This is a genomic window from Nonomuraea sp. NPDC003709 (assembly GCF_040610775.1).
Classification (GTDB): domain Bacteria; phylum Actinomycetota; class Actinomycetes; order Streptosporangiales; family Streptosporangiaceae; genus Nonomuraea; species Nonomuraea angiospora_A.
The window spans coordinates 32055-50036 of sequence record NZ_JBEXMW010000033.1 but is presented as its reverse complement, the minus strand read 5'-3'; the positions used below and the strand labels follow the sequence as shown (position 1 = coordinate 50036).

General features: G+C 70.7%; 19 protein-coding genes. 5 read left to right on the top strand and 14 right to left on the bottom strand.

All coding sequences use genetic code 11. The annotated features are described in order from the left end of the window. Window positions 1–102: 102 nt before the first annotated feature. The gene (locus ABZX61_RS56950; RefSeq protein ID WP_350734111.1) at window positions 103–234 is read left to right on the top strand and encodes a hypothetical protein; all 132 of its coding nucleotides are present in this window, start codon (window positions 103–105) and stop codon (window positions 232–234) included. A gap of 60 nt (window positions 235–294) precedes the next feature. Here the strand turns inward: ABZX61_RS56950 and ABZX61_RS56945 are convergent, their stop codons facing one another. Next, window positions 295–699 (bottom strand): hypothetical protein, encoded by a 405-nt coding sequence (locus tag ABZX61_RS56945; protein WP_355209349.1) that lies wholly within the window; start codon window positions 697–699, stop codon window positions 295–297. Window positions 700–731: 32 nt separating this feature from the next. Next, complete coding sequence (locus tag ABZX61_RS56940) at window positions 732–2096, bottom strand: DUF6745 domain-containing protein (RefSeq protein ID WP_355209346.1); 1365 nt, start codon at window positions 2094–2096, stop codon at window positions 732–734. Between the two features lie 194 nt (window positions 2097–2290). Between ABZX61_RS56940 and ABZX61_RS56935 the strand changes: the two genes are divergently transcribed. Next, the gene (locus ABZX61_RS56935; protein WP_355209344.1) at window positions 2291–3238 is read left to right on the top strand and encodes a TIGR02996 domain-containing protein; all 948 of its coding nucleotides are present in this window, start codon (window positions 2291–2293) and stop codon (window positions 3236–3238) included. Continuing rightward, window positions 3235–5118, top strand: a complete 1884-nt coding sequence (locus ABZX61_RS56930) for a hypothetical protein (protein WP_355209342.1) — start codon at window positions 3235–3237, stop codon at window positions 5116–5118. Before ABZX61_RS56935 ends, ABZX61_RS56930 begins: the two co-directional genes overlap by 4 nt. Window positions 5119–5131: 13 nt before the next feature. Here the strand turns inward: ABZX61_RS56930 and ABZX61_RS56925 are convergent, their stop codons facing one another. The 3 genes from ABZX61_RS56925 to ABZX61_RS56915 all read right to left on the bottom strand — a co-directional run bounded on the left by ABZX61_RS56925 (window position 5132) and on the right by ABZX61_RS56915 (window position 7410). Further along, entirely contained in the window at window positions 5132–6196 is a 1065-nt protein-coding gene (locus ABZX61_RS56925) for a class I SAM-dependent methyltransferase (RefSeq protein WP_355209339.1), read from the bottom strand. Between the two features lie 188 nt (window positions 6197–6384). Then, window positions 6385–6825 (bottom strand): cupin domain-containing protein, encoded by a 441-nt coding sequence (locus ABZX61_RS56920; RefSeq protein ID WP_350734121.1) that lies wholly within the window; start codon window positions 6823–6825, stop codon window positions 6385–6387. Between the two features lie 93 nt (window positions 6826–6918). Further along, window positions 6919–7410, bottom strand: coding sequence for a hypothetical protein (locus ABZX61_RS56915; protein ID WP_355209336.1), 492 nt, complete (start codon window positions 7408–7410; stop codon window positions 6919–6921). Between the two features lie 225 nt (window positions 7411–7635). Here ABZX61_RS56915 and ABZX61_RS56910 point away from each other — a divergent pair, with 225 nt between their 5' ends. Both ABZX61_RS56910 and ABZX61_RS56905 read left to right on the top strand, forming a co-directional pair. Further along, the gene (locus ABZX61_RS56910) at window positions 7636–8079 is read left to right on the top strand and encodes an ester cyclase (RefSeq protein WP_355209335.1); all 444 of its coding nucleotides are present in this window, start codon (window positions 7636–7638) and stop codon (window positions 8077–8079) included. A 43-nt stretch (window positions 8080–8122) separates the two neighbouring features. Further along, window positions 8123–9034 (top strand): aminoglycoside phosphotransferase family protein, encoded by a 912-nt coding sequence (locus ABZX61_RS56905; protein ID WP_355209332.1) that lies wholly within the window; start codon window positions 8123–8125, stop codon window positions 9032–9034. 30 nt (window positions 9035–9064) lie between these two features. Here ABZX61_RS56905 and ABZX61_RS56900 read toward each other — a convergent pair whose 3' ends face one another. From ABZX61_RS56900 to ABZX61_RS56860, 9 genes are read right to left on the bottom strand one after another with little or no spacing between them, the layout of a single operon-like run. After that, on the bottom strand, window positions 9065–10249 hold the full coding sequence (locus ABZX61_RS56900; RefSeq protein ID WP_355209329.1) for a phospholipase D-like domain-containing protein: 1185 nt from the start codon (window positions 10247–10249) through the stop codon (window positions 9065–9067). 3 nt (window positions 10250–10252) lie between these two features. Continuing rightward, window positions 10253–11272 carry an oligopeptide/dipeptide ABC transporter ATP-binding protein gene (locus tag ABZX61_RS56895; RefSeq protein ID WP_355209327.1) on the bottom strand — a complete coding sequence of 340 codons (1020 nt, stop codon included), beginning with the start codon at window positions 11270–11272 and terminating at the stop codon, window positions 10253–10255. Further along, complete coding sequence (locus ABZX61_RS56890) at window positions 11265–12245, bottom strand: ABC transporter ATP-binding protein (protein ID WP_350734129.1); 981 nt, start codon at window positions 12243–12245, stop codon at window positions 11265–11267. The genes ABZX61_RS56895 and ABZX61_RS56890 overlap by 8 nt, the downstream gene beginning before the upstream one ends. 2 nt (window positions 12246–12247) lie before the next feature. Then, window positions 12248–13102 carry an ABC transporter permease gene (locus tag ABZX61_RS56885; protein WP_350734131.1) on the bottom strand — a complete coding sequence of 285 codons (855 nt, stop codon included), beginning with the start codon at window positions 13100–13102 and terminating at the stop codon, window positions 12248–12250. Then, window positions 13102–14028 (bottom strand): ABC transporter permease, encoded by a 927-nt coding sequence (locus ABZX61_RS56880; protein ID WP_350734133.1) that lies wholly within the window; start codon window positions 14026–14028, stop codon window positions 13102–13104. Before ABZX61_RS56880 ends, ABZX61_RS56885 begins: the two co-directional genes overlap by 1 nt. Continuing rightward, window positions 14025–15080: a LacI family DNA-binding transcriptional regulator gene (locus ABZX61_RS56875; RefSeq protein WP_355209324.1), complete on the bottom strand. Its 1056-nt coding sequence runs from the start codon at window positions 15078–15080 to the stop codon at window positions 14025–14027. Before ABZX61_RS56875 ends, ABZX61_RS56880 begins: the two co-directional genes overlap by 4 nt. Window positions 15081–15101: 21 nt before the next feature. Continuing rightward, window positions 15102–16619, bottom strand: a complete 1518-nt coding sequence (locus ABZX61_RS56870; protein ID WP_355209321.1) for an ABC transporter substrate-binding protein — start codon at window positions 16617–16619, stop codon at window positions 15102–15104. A 13-nt stretch (window positions 16620–16632) separates the two neighbouring features. Then, complete coding sequence (locus ABZX61_RS56865) at window positions 16633–16965, bottom strand: hypothetical protein (protein WP_350734139.1); 333 nt, start codon at window positions 16963–16965, stop codon at window positions 16633–16635. Window positions 16966–16973: 8 nt separating this feature from the next. Continuing rightward, window positions 16974–17936 (bottom strand): DUF6772 family protein, encoded by a 963-nt coding sequence (locus tag ABZX61_RS56860; RefSeq protein ID WP_350734141.1) that lies wholly within the window; start codon window positions 17934–17936, stop codon window positions 16974–16976. Window positions 17937–17982 lie beyond the last annotated feature (46 nt).

Genomic DNA, 17982 nt, shown 5'->3' with positions numbered 1-17982 from the left:
TCGGGGTTCGCGAGGTAACGTCATCGTCACAGGTGCCGCTCGCCGTGATCCGCGCACGTCTTGTTCTCGAATGCGCGGCAGAAACCTGACTGGAGGTCCCTCATGGCGCGACGAATCTCCCTCCTGCTCGTCCTGGCCGTCTCGGCGCTGGCGCTGCTCGCCGGCACCGTCGCCGGGCCCGCCAACGCCGCGACAGCCATCGAGTACGGGCTGATGGCCGCTCTGGTGCCCTGAGAGAAGACAGAAGGGCGGATGTCCGGCATCCGCCCTTCCCGGCCCGACGGCGGATGGCCTTCAGTCGGCGACTAGGCGGGTCTGGTCGGCCTGCTCGCGCTGGCGCCGCAGCTCGTAGGTGCCCGGTGCGATGCCGGTGAAGGCGTGTTCGGGGTGCGCGAGGTAGGCGGTCGCATCGTCGGCCACGGTCAGGACGCCGAGCACCATTCCGCCGCCGAAGCGCTCCGGCGTGAAGAACGCCTTGCCGGTGGAGAGCAGGAGGTGGGTGTTGGCCCCGCCCTGGCCGCGGACGATCGGGACGCCGGCTTCGGGGACGGGGGTGCGGGCCGGGTCCCGCTTGGCCGGTACGACGGCGACATCGCCCTGGAACTGCAGGCCGGACAGGACGGGGATCTCGGCCTGCCGGTCGAGATGCTCGTCGACGGTGACGCCGAAGGTGGCCATGGCCTGCTCGATGGTAAGCATCTTCTCTCGGGCTCCTTTGCCGGTGGGCGGGGTCAGGATCGTCGTTGCGCGCCGGCGTACTGTGCCGGGGTGAGGCCGTAGGTCCAGGCGGCGGCCTGGATGGGGTCGCTGCAGTCGGCGGGGACGGTGAGGCCGAAGCGGCGGCGGGTGCCGTCCCGCTCGACGGTGCCGTTGGTGCACAGCAGGACCCGCACGTGCGTGGCGTAGATGTCCTCGGGGACGTCGTGCAGGGTGAGGGTCTGGCCGGGATTGCCGGGGTCGGGTACGGCGGGCCCGATCTGCTCCAGGCCGGCCTCGATGATGAAACGGTCCCAGCCGCGGCGTTCGATGGCGCAGCGGCGGATCTCGGCGTTGGTCTCGCGGAGGATCTCGTCGGTGGTGAGGGTGTCGTCGATGACGGCCCGGGGGACGTGGGTGCCGTGCCAGAAGTAGACCCCGAACCCGTCGGACCAGCCGGCGGTGGGGCCGTCGGCGCGGTGCGGCCGGTGCACGGCTCTGGCACCCTCGCCGACCTGCTCGAGGTGCAGCTCGGCCGGGCGCGGGCAGAGCATGACGAAGTCGAGGAAGGGCCACCACCACCAGCCGGCGGGCGCGGACCGCGCCGGGTCCTGCCCCGCGGCGCCCTGCCACGGCCCGTCCTCGTCCAGCGGCGCGACCGCGGCGCTCTGCGACGGCCGGTCCTCGTCGCGCGGTGAGGCCGTGTCCTGTCCGAGGTCGTGCGGTGGGGCCGTGTCCTGTCCGGAGTCGTGCGGTGGGGCCGTGTCCTGTCCGGAGTCGTGCCCTGGGACCGCGTCCTGCCTGAAGCGGTCGACCAGGGGGAGCCAGCTGCCGGAACGCTGGAACGCCAGGTGGGCCCGCCACAGCCGCCGTACCTCGCCGCGGATCGTGTCCTGCCGCGAGCCGCCCACCGCCGCGTCCACCGCCGCCCGCACGGCCGCGTTCGACGCGTCGGCGACCAGGTTCAACACGCCGGCGGGCACATTCCGGCTCTCCTCGCGGGCGGGCACGTCCCGCACCGCCGAGGCCAGCGCGGCGGCCATCGTCGCGGCGATCTCGGCTTGCAGAGCGGTGGCCGCCGCGCCGTGCACCGGATCGCTCGCCGCCCCCTCGGCCGCGACCCGGACCGCGGTACGCACGGCGTGGCCGACGCTCTCACCGGCGGTGTCGTCCACCGCGCGATAGACGGACTCCAGGACGCGGTTGTTGCGGTGACCGGTGCTCAGGCAGGCCGCGATCGGTGCGGCGAACGCGCCGACGAGCGGTGAGGACACCCACACGACCCGTTCCGGGAACGGGACCCCGATCTCCCGGTAACAGGCGCGGGCGGCGGACTCCCACGCCCGCCTCTCGATGGCGCCGTCGTCGTCCCGGTCCGGCTCGGGACCCGGTGAATTCACGGTGGAGACCTCCAACTGAGGCGGGCCCCCTGGCTCCGCCCGAGAGCGCCGCAAACGACACCGTGCCGCCTGGGACACGTCGGCGATCATGTACTCGGCGCAGCACGATACCTGCCCGCGCGGTCACTCGGGGTCCGTTTACAGATGATGTGCGGCGCCTTGACACATCTGTCGATCTCCGTACATTCGTACGAATGCAAGTGACCGCCGTCGAAGACGCGTTACGGGCTCATCCCGACGACCTCGCCTCGTGGGGTGCCTACAGTGACTGGCTGCTGGAGCAGGGCGACGCCAGAGGCACGCTGATCCGCCTTGAACAGCGCCTGGCACGCACCCGTCCCGCCGACCGCCCGGCCATGGAGCGGGAGATCGCCGACCTCGTCGCGGAGCACGAGGGCGGATGGGACGACGGGTTGCCGGCGACGGCGCACGTGCTGGCCCGCCGGTACGGCTTCGCCACGGAGGTCGCCGTCCCGTGGTCGGACGACGTCCGCGAGGTCGTGGAGCAGGTGCTGCGCGGCCGGTTCGTCACCACGCTGAGGATCACGTCCCACGAGCCGTCCGACGAGGACGAGGAATGGGACGACGAGGACGACGACTGGGATGACGACGATGACGACGAGGACGAGGACGACGAGGACGACGACGGCCCGGGAGGCGGGGTTCGCTCCGGGCGCCTGGACATGCGGGCACTCGACGGGCTGGATCTCGGCCGGCTCACCGGGCTCGACCTCTCCTATCTGGACCTCGGTCCCAACGGCGCCGAACTCCTCGCCACCTTGCTCCGCACGGACGGGTTGCGGGCACTGGAACTGCGGTACTGCCGGATCGGCGACGCCGGTCTCGCGGCCCTCGCGGCGTCCCCCTACCTCGGCGGACTGCGCCGCCTGCACCTGCAGCGCAACAGGGTGAGCGCCGAGGGCGTGCGCTCCCTGCATCGGTTCACGGAGCTGACCGAGCTCGACCTGCGCTACAACCACATCGGCGAGGCGGGCGCGGAGGCCCTGATCGCGGCCCCGTTCGCCGGCTCCCTCGCGCGGCTGTGGCTGTACGGCTCCGATGTGGGCAAGGACGGCGTGCGCAGACTGGCGCACGCCGCGAACCTTCCGTCCGGGCTGCGCACCATGTGGAGGTCCATGTGAGCATCGAACTTCGGGATCGCTTCTTCGTCCTGTCGGCCGGGGACGCGCCCGCCGAGGAGGCCGCCCGGTATCGGGCAGAGGTGGACGCGACCGACGCCGAGCCGGCCGCGACGGTGGACGGACTGGACATTTCCTGGCATCCGTCGGCCCGGTTCAAGGCGGTGCGGTTCATCGACGCCGAGCGGATCGACGAGCGGGTGCGGGAGCTGTTCGCCCGGCCGAGCGCGGACGCGCCGTACCTGGCGGCGGTGTTCGTGGATCCGCACGAGTTGTCGTTCCGCACGTTCGAGAACATCGTCCCGCTGGACCGCCTGTTCGAGGACGTGCCGCTGGAGGCGGAGCTGGCCGAGCGGGCAGAGCACGCGGACGGGGTGTTCTCGTTCTCGCTGCGGCTGCCGGCCGAGGCCCGTGCCCGCCTGGAGCGGCTGGACGAGCTGAAGCTGTACGTGCCGCCGCTGAACGCCGGGTCCCGGGGCGGCGAACGGTTCATCTTCCACTCGGCGCTGCTGGCCGAGGCGTTGAGCGCGGCGGTGGCCGACGCGTTGCCGCCGGCGACGGCGGAGGGGTTCTCGCACGTGAACCCGGTGTTCAGGTGCAACCGGTTCGAGCCCGGTGACGCGAACTTCCACCGGCACCGGGACACGCCGTACTTCGACGCGGCGCGGCGGCACATCTCCCGGTACACGGTGCTGCTGTACCTGACCGGCGGCACGGGGTCGCCCGCGCTGGACCTGGTCGGCGGCACCGCGCTCAGCGAGATCGGCGACTTCACGTGTGTGATCTTCGATCAGCGGTACGAGCACGAGGGCGCCCCCTACCGCGACGGCCGCAAGGTGTTCCTGCGTACCGAGCTCATCTTCACCGCCGACGAGGTCACCGAGGCGCCGGAGATCGGCGAGCTGTTCAGCAAGGCGTGCTACCTCACCGGTGAGAGCGTGTTCGCGCCGGAGCTGGCCCGGCACGCCGACGCGTACTACAACCAGGTGGCGGCCGCCCACTGGAACGGCCTGGGGGAGGGCCCGACTCGCGAGACCTTCGTGCACAAGGAGTTCCGCGGGGTGCACTTCGTGGCCAACGGCTACGACTTCTGGTTCGCCAAGAGCGAGGAGCTGTCGCCGGCGGAGTGCGCCGCGATCACCCTGCTCGACTACTTCAACTGCAAGCTCGGCGACACCGCGTTCCGGACACTGTGCGAGACGGAGGTGATCGAGTCCGACGACGCCGCCTGGATCCCGGAGTTCCTGAGTGCCCGGCGCGGCGGGTCCGTCATGACACGGGTGGACAAGTCCGCGTTCTTCCCCGAGCCGGAGCGGCCCAACAACCAGACCTGCTGCCCGTTCCACTCCTCCGGACGCTACGACCCCACCCGCCACGGCGAGATCATCGATCTCTACACCGACGCGCAGTCCTTCGCCAAGGCGCACATCCTGCCCGCGCCGATCCTCATGCTCGGCGAGGACGTGGCCCTCGACCCGGACCGGTTCGTCATCCAGGGCGACCTCATCCACGTGCTCGGCAAGGGCGCCCTCCAGCCGGTGAACTTCGCCGCCTGCTGGAACGACGAATCCATCCCCGAGGACTACGTGGTCGTCGCGGCCAAGGTCGGCGTGGCGCAGTTCCTCGTCCCGCCCATCATCTTCACCGAGTCCGACGGCTGCTACCACCTCACGTTCGACTTCTTCCGCAACTCGTGGATGGTCGACCACCAGCGGGCCACCATCCCCATCCCGAGGATCACCGACGAGGATTGGGCCGACCCGGACGAGAGCCGCGCCTGGCGGCGCTACGTGGACGACTCGCTCGTCGACGACGAGCACCCGCTGCCGCCCAGCGACCTGTGGGACGACGAAGAGGACGACTGGGACGACGAGGACGACTGACGCGGCCGGGGAATCAGCGGCGGGCGTCGTAGACGCGGTTGGCGGGGCCCTCCGCGGCCAGCTTCCAGGTACGCAGGCCGGCCTCGTGCGCGATGCGCCGCAGGGCGTCCTCGCCGGCGTGGTTCCCCAGCGCGTACGGCCCCTTCTGGGCCAGCGCCCCGGGCAGGCACAACGTCGCGGACGTCGCGGTGAACGCGCGCCCGAGCGGGTTGATGTTGTCCTGGGGCGCCGCGGCGGCGTTCGGCTCGACGACCAGGCAGGCGCCGTCGGCGGCCAGCGTCGCCGCGGCCCGCCGGAACGCGGCGCCGGGGTCACCGAGGTCGTGCAGGCAGTCGAAGAAGGTGATCAGGCCGTAGTCGCCGCCGGGGAAGTCGCCCGCGCCCGCGACCTCGAAGGTCACCCGATCGGCCAGCCCCTGCTCCGCCGCCGCCCGCCGCGCGCTCTCGACGGACGGGCCGTGGAAGTCGAAGCCGTGGAAGCGGGAGGCAGGGTACGCGTGCGCCATGAGCAGCGTGCTGTGGCCGAAGCCGCAGCCGACGTCGGCGACGGACATGCCCCGCTCCAGCCCCTCCACGACGCCGTCCATGGCCGGCAACCACTCCTGTACCAGGGACGCCGCGTAGCCGGGGAGGAAGAACCTGGCCACCCCCTCGTACAAGGCGGGCTCGTGCTCCTCCCAGCCCACGCCGCCGCCCGTCCGGTAGGCGTCCACCAGCGCGTCCTCGGTGGCGTAGAGCGGCTGGAGCATGGCGAACGCCCCGGCCGAGTACGCGGGAGAGGCCGGGTCCGCGAGCACGGCGGCGTGTTCGTCGGGGAACACGTAGGTGTCCGTGCCGGGCTCGTAGTGCACGTACTGGCCGGCCACCTGGGAGGCCAGCCACTCCCGCACGTACCGCTCGTCGAGCCCGGCACGGGCGGCGAGCTCCCCGGAGGTCAGCGGCCCGGCCCCGGCCATCGCCTCGTAGAGCCCGAGCCGGGTGCCGATCGACGTGCACAGGCCCGCGAGGGCGGCACCGCTGTCGATCGTCACGCGTTCCAGGAACTCCTTCACCAGATCCTGGTCAAGCGTTTTCTCCATGATTTCCCCCGTTGTTTTGCGATCGCAAATCTATATAAACAGTGACAATCACAGCTATATAAACGGTGAAAACCAGCCCAAGCGCACGTCTTTGTTCGAAGAGGCGGGAACCGAACCCGGTTCCCGCCTTCTTCGCCTTCAGCGCGCGGTGGTGAACAGGAACGCGCCGTTCCGCACGGCCTCCATGGTCATGACCGCGGCGCGCGCCGGTCCTGCCGGGCCGCCAGTTCCTGCGGGCTGACCGGGACCAGCATCGGCTGCCCGGGCGCGCAGAACATCGTCACCACGAACGCCGACTCCTCGTCGGCCAGGTGGTTGCCGTCCTGGTAGTGGATCACGTCCCCACCGGGCTCCCAGAACGCCTCACCGGCCCGGACGACCCGCACGGGTTCGCCTTCGAGCTCGAAGTTGATGGCGCCCTTGACCACGTACCCGTACGCGGGGCCGGAGTGCCGGTGCGGCGGCGCGCCCGGGCTGTTCGGCGGCAACGTGACCAGGATCGTCATCGCCTCGGAGCCCTCCGGCGCGCGCGGCGCCCCCGGCACGGTGGCGACGATCTCGATCTTCGGCGGCGGCCCGCTCTGGTCGGGGTTCTCGAGCTGGTGGGTGTGAGCTTGGTCGATGCTCATCAGGTTCCTTTCACGGGACGTCGGCCGGCTCGGTCCGGCCGTGCACCAGCTCAGACAAGACAGCGTCCCGATGTGTGACAACACTCTGACCCGTCAGAGGGCCAGCGCGGCCATGAAGGCCATGCTGGCCGCCATTCCGGCCGAGCACACGTCCTGACCGAACATCCTTCGGTCCGCGCTCCGCTCGGGCAGGACGCGGAGGAGCCGGGCGCAGGTCCAGCCCAGCCCGATGGCCAGGGCCAGCACGGCCGGCGAACCGCCTCCGTGCGGGTGCCCGGCCGTGGCGCCGGCGAGAGGGGGCGAGCCGAACGCCGTCAGCACCAAGAGGATGGACATGACCACGAAGTCCTGGATGTGATGACCGGTCTCGGCGCGGCGGGAGGGGGAGCCGCAGAGCCAGCCGGCGGTCAGCAGCGCGAGCACCGCCGCGGACAGGAACCAGCCGCCCAGGTGCCCGGCCGCCATGCCGAGCGCCATGACGACGTGCGGCCACCTCCTGGTGGGACGCGCGGAGGGCAGCAGGGCCGGGGCGAGGGCCAGGGCGCACCCGGCCGATATCCCCACCGCGTGGAGGAAGGCCTGCATCAGGCGGTCTCGACTTTCACCGGGCAGGCACTCCTCGTTTTCCGAACTGGCCGAGATGGTAGTGGCCGGGACGATGCCGGCACCAGGGTGGTCACCCCCTCTGACAGGACAGCTCGGCAACCTGTGACAGGCGTATATATCTCTAGAAAACGACCTATGCCCTATATTGGCTTCTGTACTGAGGGTTGGCCCAATAATTGCCCATTCGACTATTAAAATGAGTCGATGTCTGATCCCCGACGCCCGCTGGACCGGCTGCGCAGGGCCTTCAACCGCCACGACCTGGACGGCCTCGCGGACACCTTCAGCCGCGGCGCGGTCCTCGTCGCGCCGGACGGCGTGGGCCAGGACAGGGACGAGATCGCCTCCTACTACGGCGCGTTCATCGAGGCGTTCCCGGACTCGAGGTGCACCGTTCAGTCGCTCACGATCCTGGGCGACACCCTGGTGGCGGAGTACACCCTGAGCGGCACGCACAAGGGCGCCTACCTGATGCCCGGAGGGGGCGTGGCCGCGGCGACCGGCCGCCCCATCCTCGTGCGCGCGTGCAGCGTCTCGACCGTGGAGGAGGATCTCATCGTCAGCCACCGCATCTACTACGACCAGCTGGAGCTGGGTGCCCAGATTGGCGGCGCGCTCCGCTTCGAGGAGGACGAGAGCCCGGCCTGAAAACCCTTTGCACGGCGGCGGTCGCGGCCGCCACACTCTCGGGGTGATCGACAGTGTGCCCCCCGACGGACGTGCCGGGATCGACGCCTCGCTGGTCAAGCGGCTGATCGAGGACCAGTTCCCGCAGTGGAGCGATCTGCCCGTGACGCCGGTCGAGGTCGATGGCTGGGACAACCGCACCTATCGCCTCGGCGAGGAGATGACGGTGCGCCTTCCCACCGCTGCCGGATACGCGCCGGCGGTCGACAAGGAACATCGATGGCTGCCGGTCCTCGCGCCGTCGTTGCCGGTCGCGGTTCCCGTGCCGCTGGCCAAGGGCGTACCGGGCGCGGGATACCCGTTCGGCTGGTCGATCCGCAGGTGGCTGGAGGGGCGGACGGCCACCCTCGACCGCGTCGACGACCCGTGCGCGTTCGCGGAGTCGGTGGCCGGATTCCTCCTCGCGCTGCGGCGCGTCGACGCCACGGGCGGGCCTGCGGCCGGTGCGCACAGCTTCTACAGGGGTGCGCCGCCGGCGCACTACGACGAGGACACCCGTCGCGCCCTCGCCGCGCTGGACGGTCAGCTCGACACCGGCCTGGCCTCGGCCGTCTGGGACGCCGCCCTGGAGGCGACCTGGTCCGGGCCGCCGGTGTGGTTCCACGGCGACGTCGCCGGCGGCAACCTGCTGGTCAAGGACGGAAAGCTGGCCGCCGTCATCGACTTCGGAACCTCGGGTGTCGGCGATCCCGCCTGCGATCTGGTGATCGCCTGGACGATGTTCTCGGGCGACAGCAGGGAGGCCTTCCGCAGGGCCGCCGGCCAGGATCGCACCATGTGGGCGCGGGCCCGGGGCTGGGCACTGTGGAAGGCGCTGATCGTGCTGGCCGAGAAGCTCGGCGCCGACGAGGAGCAGGCCGCCGTCCAGCGGCGGGTCATCGACGAGGTCCTGGCCGACCACAAGGACGCCGGCTAGCGATCGGGGATCGCCGGCCGGCGTCCAGGATCAACCGGCCAGGGGCGCGACGGCGCGCATGCGCTCGAAGTTGGCGACGTACTGCCGGTAGATCGCCTTGTTGTTGAGCCTCAGCAGCGTCTCGTCGTTGCGGCGCAGCGACGTCTCGATGTAGTTGTGGCTGCCCGTGATCACCCAGCGGGCGTCGCGGTCGCCGTCGTACGAGCCCTCGATCAGCAGGTACTTGGAGTGCACGCGGCCGGGCAGCGCGCCGCCGTCGCCCAGGGTGCGCAGCTCGACGCGCGGCTCGGCCAGCAGGAGCTGCTTGACCTCGTCGCTCATGATGCCGTACACGATCTGGACCGTGCAGCCGCGGGCGGCCAGGTCGCGGAGCTTGGCGGGGATGGCGATCCGGAAGGTGTCCCACTCGGACATGCCGACCCGGATCGTGGTGCCGCCCCGGCAGGACACCTTGCCGAGCTCGTCCACGATGGGGTCGCCGTCCGCCTTGGGGAAGAAGGAGGCCCGCACCGACCCGCCGGGGCCGCCGGTCTGGACGACGCGGTAGTAGTCGAGGTTCTTGCGCTCGGCGGCCAGGTCGCCGAAGTAGCCGGAGTAGGCGTCGTACAGGCGCCGGTTCCCGGGCAGGACGACCGCGTTGTTCCAGTACGTGGAGGAGTTGAGGTCGGTCAGGTTGGCCGACGACTGGACCACCACGTCGGAGGCGTCGCCCGTGCGGGAGAACAGGTAGAACTTGTTGTGCTGCCCCTTGTTGCCGATGCACGCGGCGGTGCCGCCGGAGAGCGGCCCGCTGCAGACGTGCGTCCACGAACCGGCCGCCGTGTCGGTGCCCAGCGCGGCGGAGAGCTTGCCGGCCACGGCCGCGCCGCGCGTGTCCCCGTCCAGGATGACCTGGACGTCCACGTCCCGCTGGTGCGCCTTGATCAGCTCGTCGGCGAACTCGGTGCCCGCGGCGCCCGACATGACGAAGTGGGCGACCTGGATGCGGGCTCCCGCGGGGGTCTGCCGGACGAGGCCGCAGAGCGTACGCACGAGGGCGGCCGGGTCCCCGCCCGCGGGGTCGTTGAACACGGCGGTCGTCGTGACGTGCGCGGGAACGGGGGCGTCAGCGCAGGCGGAGGCCGCGGCCGAGGCCGGGGCGGCGCCCGTCAACGTGGCCGCGGCCATGACGGCGGCAGCGGCCACGGCCGGCACTGACAGGGACTTGCCAAGCATGGATCACTCCTTCTGGACGCGGCCATGATCGGCTGCGGGTGTCGCCGGTGCGTCGGGGAAGTGGCACGCGACCGGATGACCCGTGTCCCGGCCGATGAGCGCCGGCTCCTCGTCGCGGCACCGATCCTGGACCTTCCAGCAGCGTGTTCGGAAAGGACAGCCTGAAGGCGGGTCCAACGGTGAGGGAACATCTCCTGACAGGACGATCTCGCCGCGTTCGCCGCCCCTCCAGTCGTCCACGCTCGGCGCCGCCGACAGCAGCGCCTGCGTGTACGGGTGGGCCGCGCTCCGGTAGACGTCCTCCTTGGAGCCGGTCTCGACGACCTTGCCCAGGTACATCACCGCCACCCGGTCACACAGGTGACGGACGACGCCCAGATCGTGGGAGATGAACAGGTACGCCACACCCAGGTCCCGCTGGAGCTCCCCGAGCAGGTTGAGGATCTGGGCCCGTACCGAGACGTCGAGCGCGGAGACCGCCTCGTCGCAGACGATCAGGCGGGGGCGGACGGCGAGCGCGCGGGCGATGCTGATGCGCTGCCGCTGCCCGCCGGAGAACTGGTGGGGGTAGCGTCCGGCGTGCTCCGGGCGCAGGCCGACGCGGTCGAGCAGGGCGCCGACCTCCGCGTCCCACCGCTCGCGCGGCACCAGCCCCGGATGGATCCGCCAGGCCTCCTTGATGAGGTCGGCGACCTTCATGCGGGGGTTCAGCGCGGCGTACGGGTCCTGGAAGACGAGCTGGATCTCCCGGCGCAGCCTGCGCAGCTCCCTGGCGGGCAGGGCGGCCAGGTCGCGGCCCTCGAACAGGACCTTGCCGCTGGACGGGCGCACCAGGCCGACGATGGTCCGCGCGACCGTGGACTTGCCGCAGCCGGACTCGCCGACCAGGCCGACGGTCTCTCCCGCGTGGACGGTCAGGCTGACGCCGGCCACGGCGCGCACCTCGCCGCCGGGCCGGCCGATCCCGGCCCGCAGGCGGTAGGTGGTGACCAGATCGGTGAGCTCGAGCAACGGCTCAGCCATGCGCCGCCACCTCCTCGGCGAAGTGGCAGGCGCTGGCCCTGCGGGTACCGAGCTCACGCGGCAAGGGGTCGTCGGTGCGGCAGACGTCCCTGGCGAACGGACAGCGCGGATGGAAGGAACAGCCCGCGGGCGGCGTGGCGAGGTCGGGCGGCTGACCCTCGATGGCCTCCAGCGGGGCGCCGATGTCGCGGGGATCGGGCACCGCCCGCATCAGGCCCAGCGTGTACGGGTGCGCGGGCCGCTCGTACACCTCGGCCACGGTGCCCGTCTCGACGACGCGGCCGGCGTACATGACGGCCACGCGGTCGGCGGCACGCGCCACCACGCCGAGGTCGTGGCTGATGAGGATCATGCCGAGCCGCTGGGCCTGCTGGCGCTGCCGCAGCAGCCGCAGGATCTGCGCCTGGACGGTGACGTCGAGGGCGGTGGTCGGCTCGTCGGCGATGAGCAGCAGGGGATCGAGCGCCAGCGCCATCGCGATCATCACGCGCTGCCGCATGCCGCCGGAGAAGCGGTGCGGGTGGTCGTCCAGGCGCCGCTCGGCGTCCGGGATGCCCACCTGCGTCATCAGCTCCGCCGCCCGCCGCCTGGCCTCGGCCCTGCGGGTGCCGCGGTGCCTGCGGAACATCTCCGCGATCTGGTAGCCGACGGTCAGCGACGGGTTCAGGGCGCTGAGCGGATCCTGGAAGATCATCGCGATGCGCTCGCCGCGCAGTTCCCGCCATTCGCGGTCGGACAGGCCGACGACGTCGCGGCCCTCGATGGCCACGCGACCGCCCGCGATCCGCGCGTTCAGCGGCACCAGGCCCATCAGCGTCTGCGCGGTGACGCTCTTGCCGCTGCCGGACTCGCCGACGATCGCGAGCGTCTCGGCCTCGCCCACCTCGAAGGACACCCCGCGTACGGCACGCAGCGGCCCCTCCGGGGTGTCGAACTCCACCGCCAGCTCCCGGACCTCCAGCAGATTGGCCATCGTCACAGCTCCGTCATCGGGTCGGAGGCGTCGCGCAACAGGTCGCCGAGGACCCCGATGCTCACCACCACGAGGGCCAGCGCGGCTCCGGGCGCGGCGGCGATCCACCAGGCCGACGCCAGGTAGTCGCGGCCCTCGGCGATCGTCGCGCCCCAGGACGCCTGGGAGGCCGGGACGCCGAGGCCGAGGAAGCTCAGCGACGCCTCGGCGACCATGGTCAGGCCGACCTGCACGGTCGCCGCGACGAGCAGCGGCGGCAGGCACGACGGCAGGATGTAGTGCACGAGGATGCGCCCGTGCGAGGCGCCCATCACCCGGGCCGAGTCGACGAACTCCCGGTCGCGCACGGCGAGCGCCGAGCCGCGCACCACCCTGGCGAAGATCACCCACCGGGTGACCGCCAGCGCGATGATCACGTTCACCATGCTCGGGCCGAGCACTCCTGCCAGCAGGATCGCCAGGAGCAGGCTGGGGAAGGCCAGCTGGATGTCGCCGACCCTGGAGATGATCCCGTCGGCCCAGCCGCCGAAGTAGCCGGCGAACAGCCCGAGCACCAGCCCGACCGTCCCGCCGACGAGCACGGTCACCAGGGCCACCGTCAACGACGTGCGCATCCCGGCCAGCACCTCGGCAAGGATGTCCTGGCCGACCTGATCGGTGCCGAGCCAGGCCACGGCGCCGTCGGACAACCGGGTCCCCGGCGGCAGCAGGCGGTCGACGGGACTGGTGCGGGCGGCGTCGAACGGCGCCAGCAGCGGCCCGAGCACGCCGGCCGTCGCGAACACCAGCACGGTCCCGAGCGCCAGGCGAGCCCGCAGCGGCAACGCGGCCGGTCGGCTCGGGGCTTTCACTGACATCAGGCGTTCTCCAACTGGATCCTGGGGTCGAGGTACACGTAGAGCACGTCGACCAGCAGGTTGAGCACGATGTAGCAGACCGTGATCACGGTGAGGACGGCCTCGACCACGGCGTAGTCGCGGAAGGTGATCGAGTCGATCAGCAGCGAGCCGATCCCGGGCCAGGCGAAGATCACCTCGACGATCACGCCGTTGGCGATGAAGTAGCCCATGAGCAGGCCGAGCATGGTCACCACCGGGACCAGGGTGTTGCGCAGCACGTGGATGTAGAAGACGACCCGGTGACTCAGCCCTTTGGCGTGGGCCGTCCGGACGTAGTCCTGGTTCATCTCCTCGAGGATCCCGGTCCGTACGAGCCGGCCCAGCCAGCCGACGAACGGCAGCGCCAGCGTGAGCGCCGGCAGCAGCAGGCTGACCAGGGTCCCGTCGGCGGTGCTCGGCAGGATCTGCAGCCACCGGGCGAAGATCAGCGACAGCATGATGCCGATCCAGAACGGCGGTAGTGCCTGGCCGACCAGCGAGGACACCGAGACGAGGTGGTCGGCCCAGGTGTTCGCGCGGCGGGCGGCGAAGGAGCCGGCGGCGAAGCCCAGCACGATGGTGATCACCATGGCCCAGACGGACAGCGACAGGGTCGGCCCCAGCCGTTCCAGGCAGGCGTCCAGAGCGCTGACACCCTGCCGCCAGGACTGGCCGAAGTCGAGGGTGACGATGTCCTGGAGGTGGTGCGCGTACTGGATGGGCAGGGGGTCGCGCAGCCCGAGCCGGTCGCGCAGCGCCTCCAGCGCCTCCGGCGTGGCCTGGCTGCCGAGGATCAGCTCGGCCGGGTCGCCCGGCAGCACGCGCAGCGCGATGAAGACGATGGTGATGGCGCCCCAGACCTGCAGCAGCGCCTGGGCGAGCCGCCGTCCGAGGAAGGCGGTCATGTGACGCCCCCACCGCTCGACGCCCGGATGACCAGCCGCGGCGGGAACAGGATCTGCTCGGGAGGCCTCCCTGCCGCCGGCCGCCCCAGTCGCCGGAGCATGTGGTCGACCGCGGACACGGCGATGTCGGCGGCGGGCAGCTCGACGGTGGTCAGCGAGGGGATCACGTACGGCGCGAACGGGTGGCCGCCGTAGCCGACGACCAGGATGTCGTCGGGGATGCGCAGGCCCTCCTCGTTCGCCACCCGGTAGACGCCGAGCGCGAAGTAGTCGTTGCCGGCGACGAACGCCATCGGCCGTTGAGCGGTCCGCACGACCTCTCTGCCCAGCCGGTAGGCCTCGCTCGGGTCCCATGGCATCGCGCTCTGCTCCAGCCGCCGGGTCGGCACCTTGATCAGGGTGTCCGGCTCGATGGGCAGGCCGCTGTCGGCCATGGCCCGCCGGTAGCCCTCGACGCGGTCGGCGACGGACGAGACGTGCAGGTCCTCCTCCAGGAAGTAGATCTTCCTGGCGCCCTGGGCGACGGCGTGCCTGGCGGCCTCGTAGCCGCCCTGGACGTGGTCGACGCCCACCAGGTCGGTGTTCAGCTCGGGCACGTCGCGGTTGATCAGGACGAGAGGCACCCCGGCCGCCCTGAACCGCCGCCAGTGCTCGGCCCCCTCCTGCACGGTCACCACGAGCACGCCGTCCACGCCGCGCCGCAGCAGCTCCTCCGCCGCGCGCCGCTCGTTGTCCAGGCTCTCCTCCGTCGCCATCAGCAGCAGGGAGTAGCCGTGCTCCCGGCAGCGCTGCTCCATGCCGCTGATGAGCTGGGCGTAGAACGGGTTGGACGGATTGGTGATGACCATGCCGAGCGTGCTCGCCGAGCCCAGCACCAGGGATCGGGCGGTCACGTTCGGCACGTAGCCGAGCCGCTCGGCCTCGGCCTTGACCCGGTTCCTCGTCTCCACGCCGACGCTGTCCTTGTCGGACAGCGCGCGGGAGACGGTGTTCACCGAGACGCCGAGGCTCTCGGCGATGTCCTTCAGAGTGGTACGGCGTGCCTCGCGCATGTCACTCTCGTTCCGTAGGGATCATCCGGCGGTCGACACCGTGCGGAACTCGGGCTGGCTGTTGGCCGCCGGGACGAATCCCGCCACCGAGGAGCGCAGCCCGTACGTGCTGGACAGCGCCGCCGGGAAGACGCCGACCGCGTCACGCCAGATGATCTCGCACGCCTGGGCGTACAACGACTTGCGCTCGTCCTGGCCGGACGTGGAGCGTGCCTTGGCGAGGATGCCGTCGAGCTCCTTGTTCCGGTAGCCCATGCGGTTGGCCTCGCTGGTGTAGAGCCTGCCGAGCGTGTAGTCGGCGTCTCCCGTGGTCACGGTGTTGACCTGGAGCTCGATGTCCCAGTCGAGCGCGGTCAGGCGCTTGAGCCAGGCGGCCTTCTCGATCTGCTGCGGCTCGACGACGACGCCGACCTTGGCCCAGGCCGAGATGATCGACTGCGCCAGCTCGGTGGCCAGCGGGCCGGTGTCCTTGAACCACATCATCGAGGTGCGGATGCCGGAGCCGTGGCCGGCCTCGGCCAGCTCGCGCTTGGCCAGATCGGGGTCGTAGTCGTACGGCTGCTGGGGCGCGTGGCCGAAGACGGCCGACGGGATGGGGGCGTCCATGACGGCGGCGGCGTCGCCGTACAGGCTGGAGACGATGCTCTTGACGTCGAGCGCGTGATGGAGCGCGCGGCGCACCCGCGGGTCGGAGAAGGGTTTCCGGCCGCAGTTGAACCAGGCGAGGAAGTAGTTCACCCCCGGCTTGCTGTCGATCTTCACGCCGTTCACGCCGCCCAGCCGCTTGAGCTCGTCGGGAGGGATGATCCAGGTGACGTCCACCTCGCCGTTCTGCAGCGAGGTGATGCGCGTGGAGGACTCGGGGATGTACGGCAGGCGCAGGCCGGGCAGCTTGGCCGCACCGCCCCAGTAGCCGGGCACGGGCTTGAGCAGGAGCTGGGACGACGGCGTGAACGACTCGACGGCGAACGGCCCGCTGCCGATCGGGCTGCGCGACAGGTCGGCCTTGCCGATCCGGGCGGCCGGGATGATGAAGGCGAGCGTCAGGTTCACCAGCATCGTGCCCAGCGGGTCCTTGGTGGTGATCCTGATGGTGCCCGCGTCGGGGGCTTCGACGGCGTCCACGGCGGACCACAGGGGTTTCTGCGGCCCGTCGGACGCGGCCAGCCGCTCCAGCGACGCCTTGACGTCCGCCGAGGTCAGCTTGGTGCCGTCGTGGAAGACGACGTCCTCGCGAAGGGTGAACTCCCACGTCGTGTCGTCGGGCTGCTTCCACGAGGTGGCCAGGCGCGGCACGAGCCGGTCGCCGTCCCTGGCGACGAGCGTGTCGTAGATCTGCCGGTTGGCGAGGAGCGAGGCCTCGTCGACGGCGCTCGCCCCGTGCGGGTCCAGATCGTTGATCGCCTGGTAGAACGCCGCGTTGAACGGCCGGTTGCCTCCCGAGGCCGATCCCGTCGCCGGGCCGCCGGGGGCGCACCCCGCGACTGCGGCGCCGGCGGCTCCCAGGAGGGTCAGGAACTGGCGCCTGCTTGTTGCCATGGTCGTACCTTTCTCAGCTTTTCAGGGCCAGGTAGATCAGCACCTTGGCCCGCGGGTCGCCGCCCGCCAGCGTGGCCCGCAGCCGCAGCCAGTGGCCGAACTCGCGCACCCGCAGGGACACCAGGCCCGGCTCCTTCACGATCTGCTCGGTGGTCTCGTCGTCGTCGCACCAGTGCAGGCCGTCAGGGGAGATCTGGGCGGTCAGGCGCAGTTCCTGGCCCTCCAGCTCCAGCGTCCGCACGAACCAGCGCGCCTCGGCCGCCCATCCGGCCTCGTACGGCTCGGTGACGAAATCCTTGGTGAAGGTGGTGTTGCGCTCCAGAACGGCGGTAAGAGCATGCCTCATGCCGGTGTTCACCAATCCACGGAAATGAGTGCGGAATCGAGGAAGAGGAAGTTGCGTACCGGAGAATGGGTGCGCACGCTCACGTAGAAATTGAGCAGGTTCTCCAGGCCGTCATATTTGTCGGGATACTGCGGGACCGGGACATGTCGCATGTCCATGACCCGGTCGTTCACCTGGAGCTCGATATTGGTGCGGGTCCTGGTGTCGAACTGCCAGCGCAGGTAGTGCCAATTGACCTTTGTCGGCACCTCGTTGTAGCAGAGGTACTGCGGTTTGTCGTCGAGCGGGCGCCAGTCCTCCGGATTCGGGGCGGTGAAGTCCTCGACCGGGGACAGGTTCTCCTGGTTGTGCAGGTTCTCCCTGGGGGTGGGCTCGGGCACCACGGGGTAGATCCAGCGCCTGGTGAACCTGTTGTCCAGGTCGGTGTTCTGGTAGCGGGCGACGCAGTGATAGCGGATGCCCTCGCCGTCGCACAGGTCCGTGGCCACGGTGAACGCCCCGAACTGGGCTTCGGACGGGTGCAGGTTCCCGTCCCATTCGATGTCGCCGAAGCTGTTGCCGAGCGAGGACTCGGCCGTGGCCGCCTCGCTCTTGTAGGTGAAGTACGTCTCGAACTGCACCACGCCGCGCCTGGCCATGGTGAGGCGGCGGATCGCGACCGCCGTGTGGCCGGCCACCGGGCGGGTGGCGACCTTGAGCGCGTAATTGCCGCTCATCGCGGCGTGCGTGCCGATGTCGAAGAAATCGCACGAGCTGAGCTGCGGCGGCCGGAAGTCGCGCATGTGCACGTCCACCGTGTCGAGATTTCCGTGGCCATCGTGATTGCCGATGAGCTCGCACCATCCGTGCGTTCCGGTGGTGAACTCGTCGAAGGCGAGTATGCGGGGGAGGGGATTGAACTTGGACAGCTTCGGATCGGCCGCGATCAGCGCGCGGCGTAGGTCCTCGGCCGGAACATGGGTGGTCTCCACGCTCGCAGGCGTCCTTCCCATAGAAATTCCGGGCCCAGGATTAACG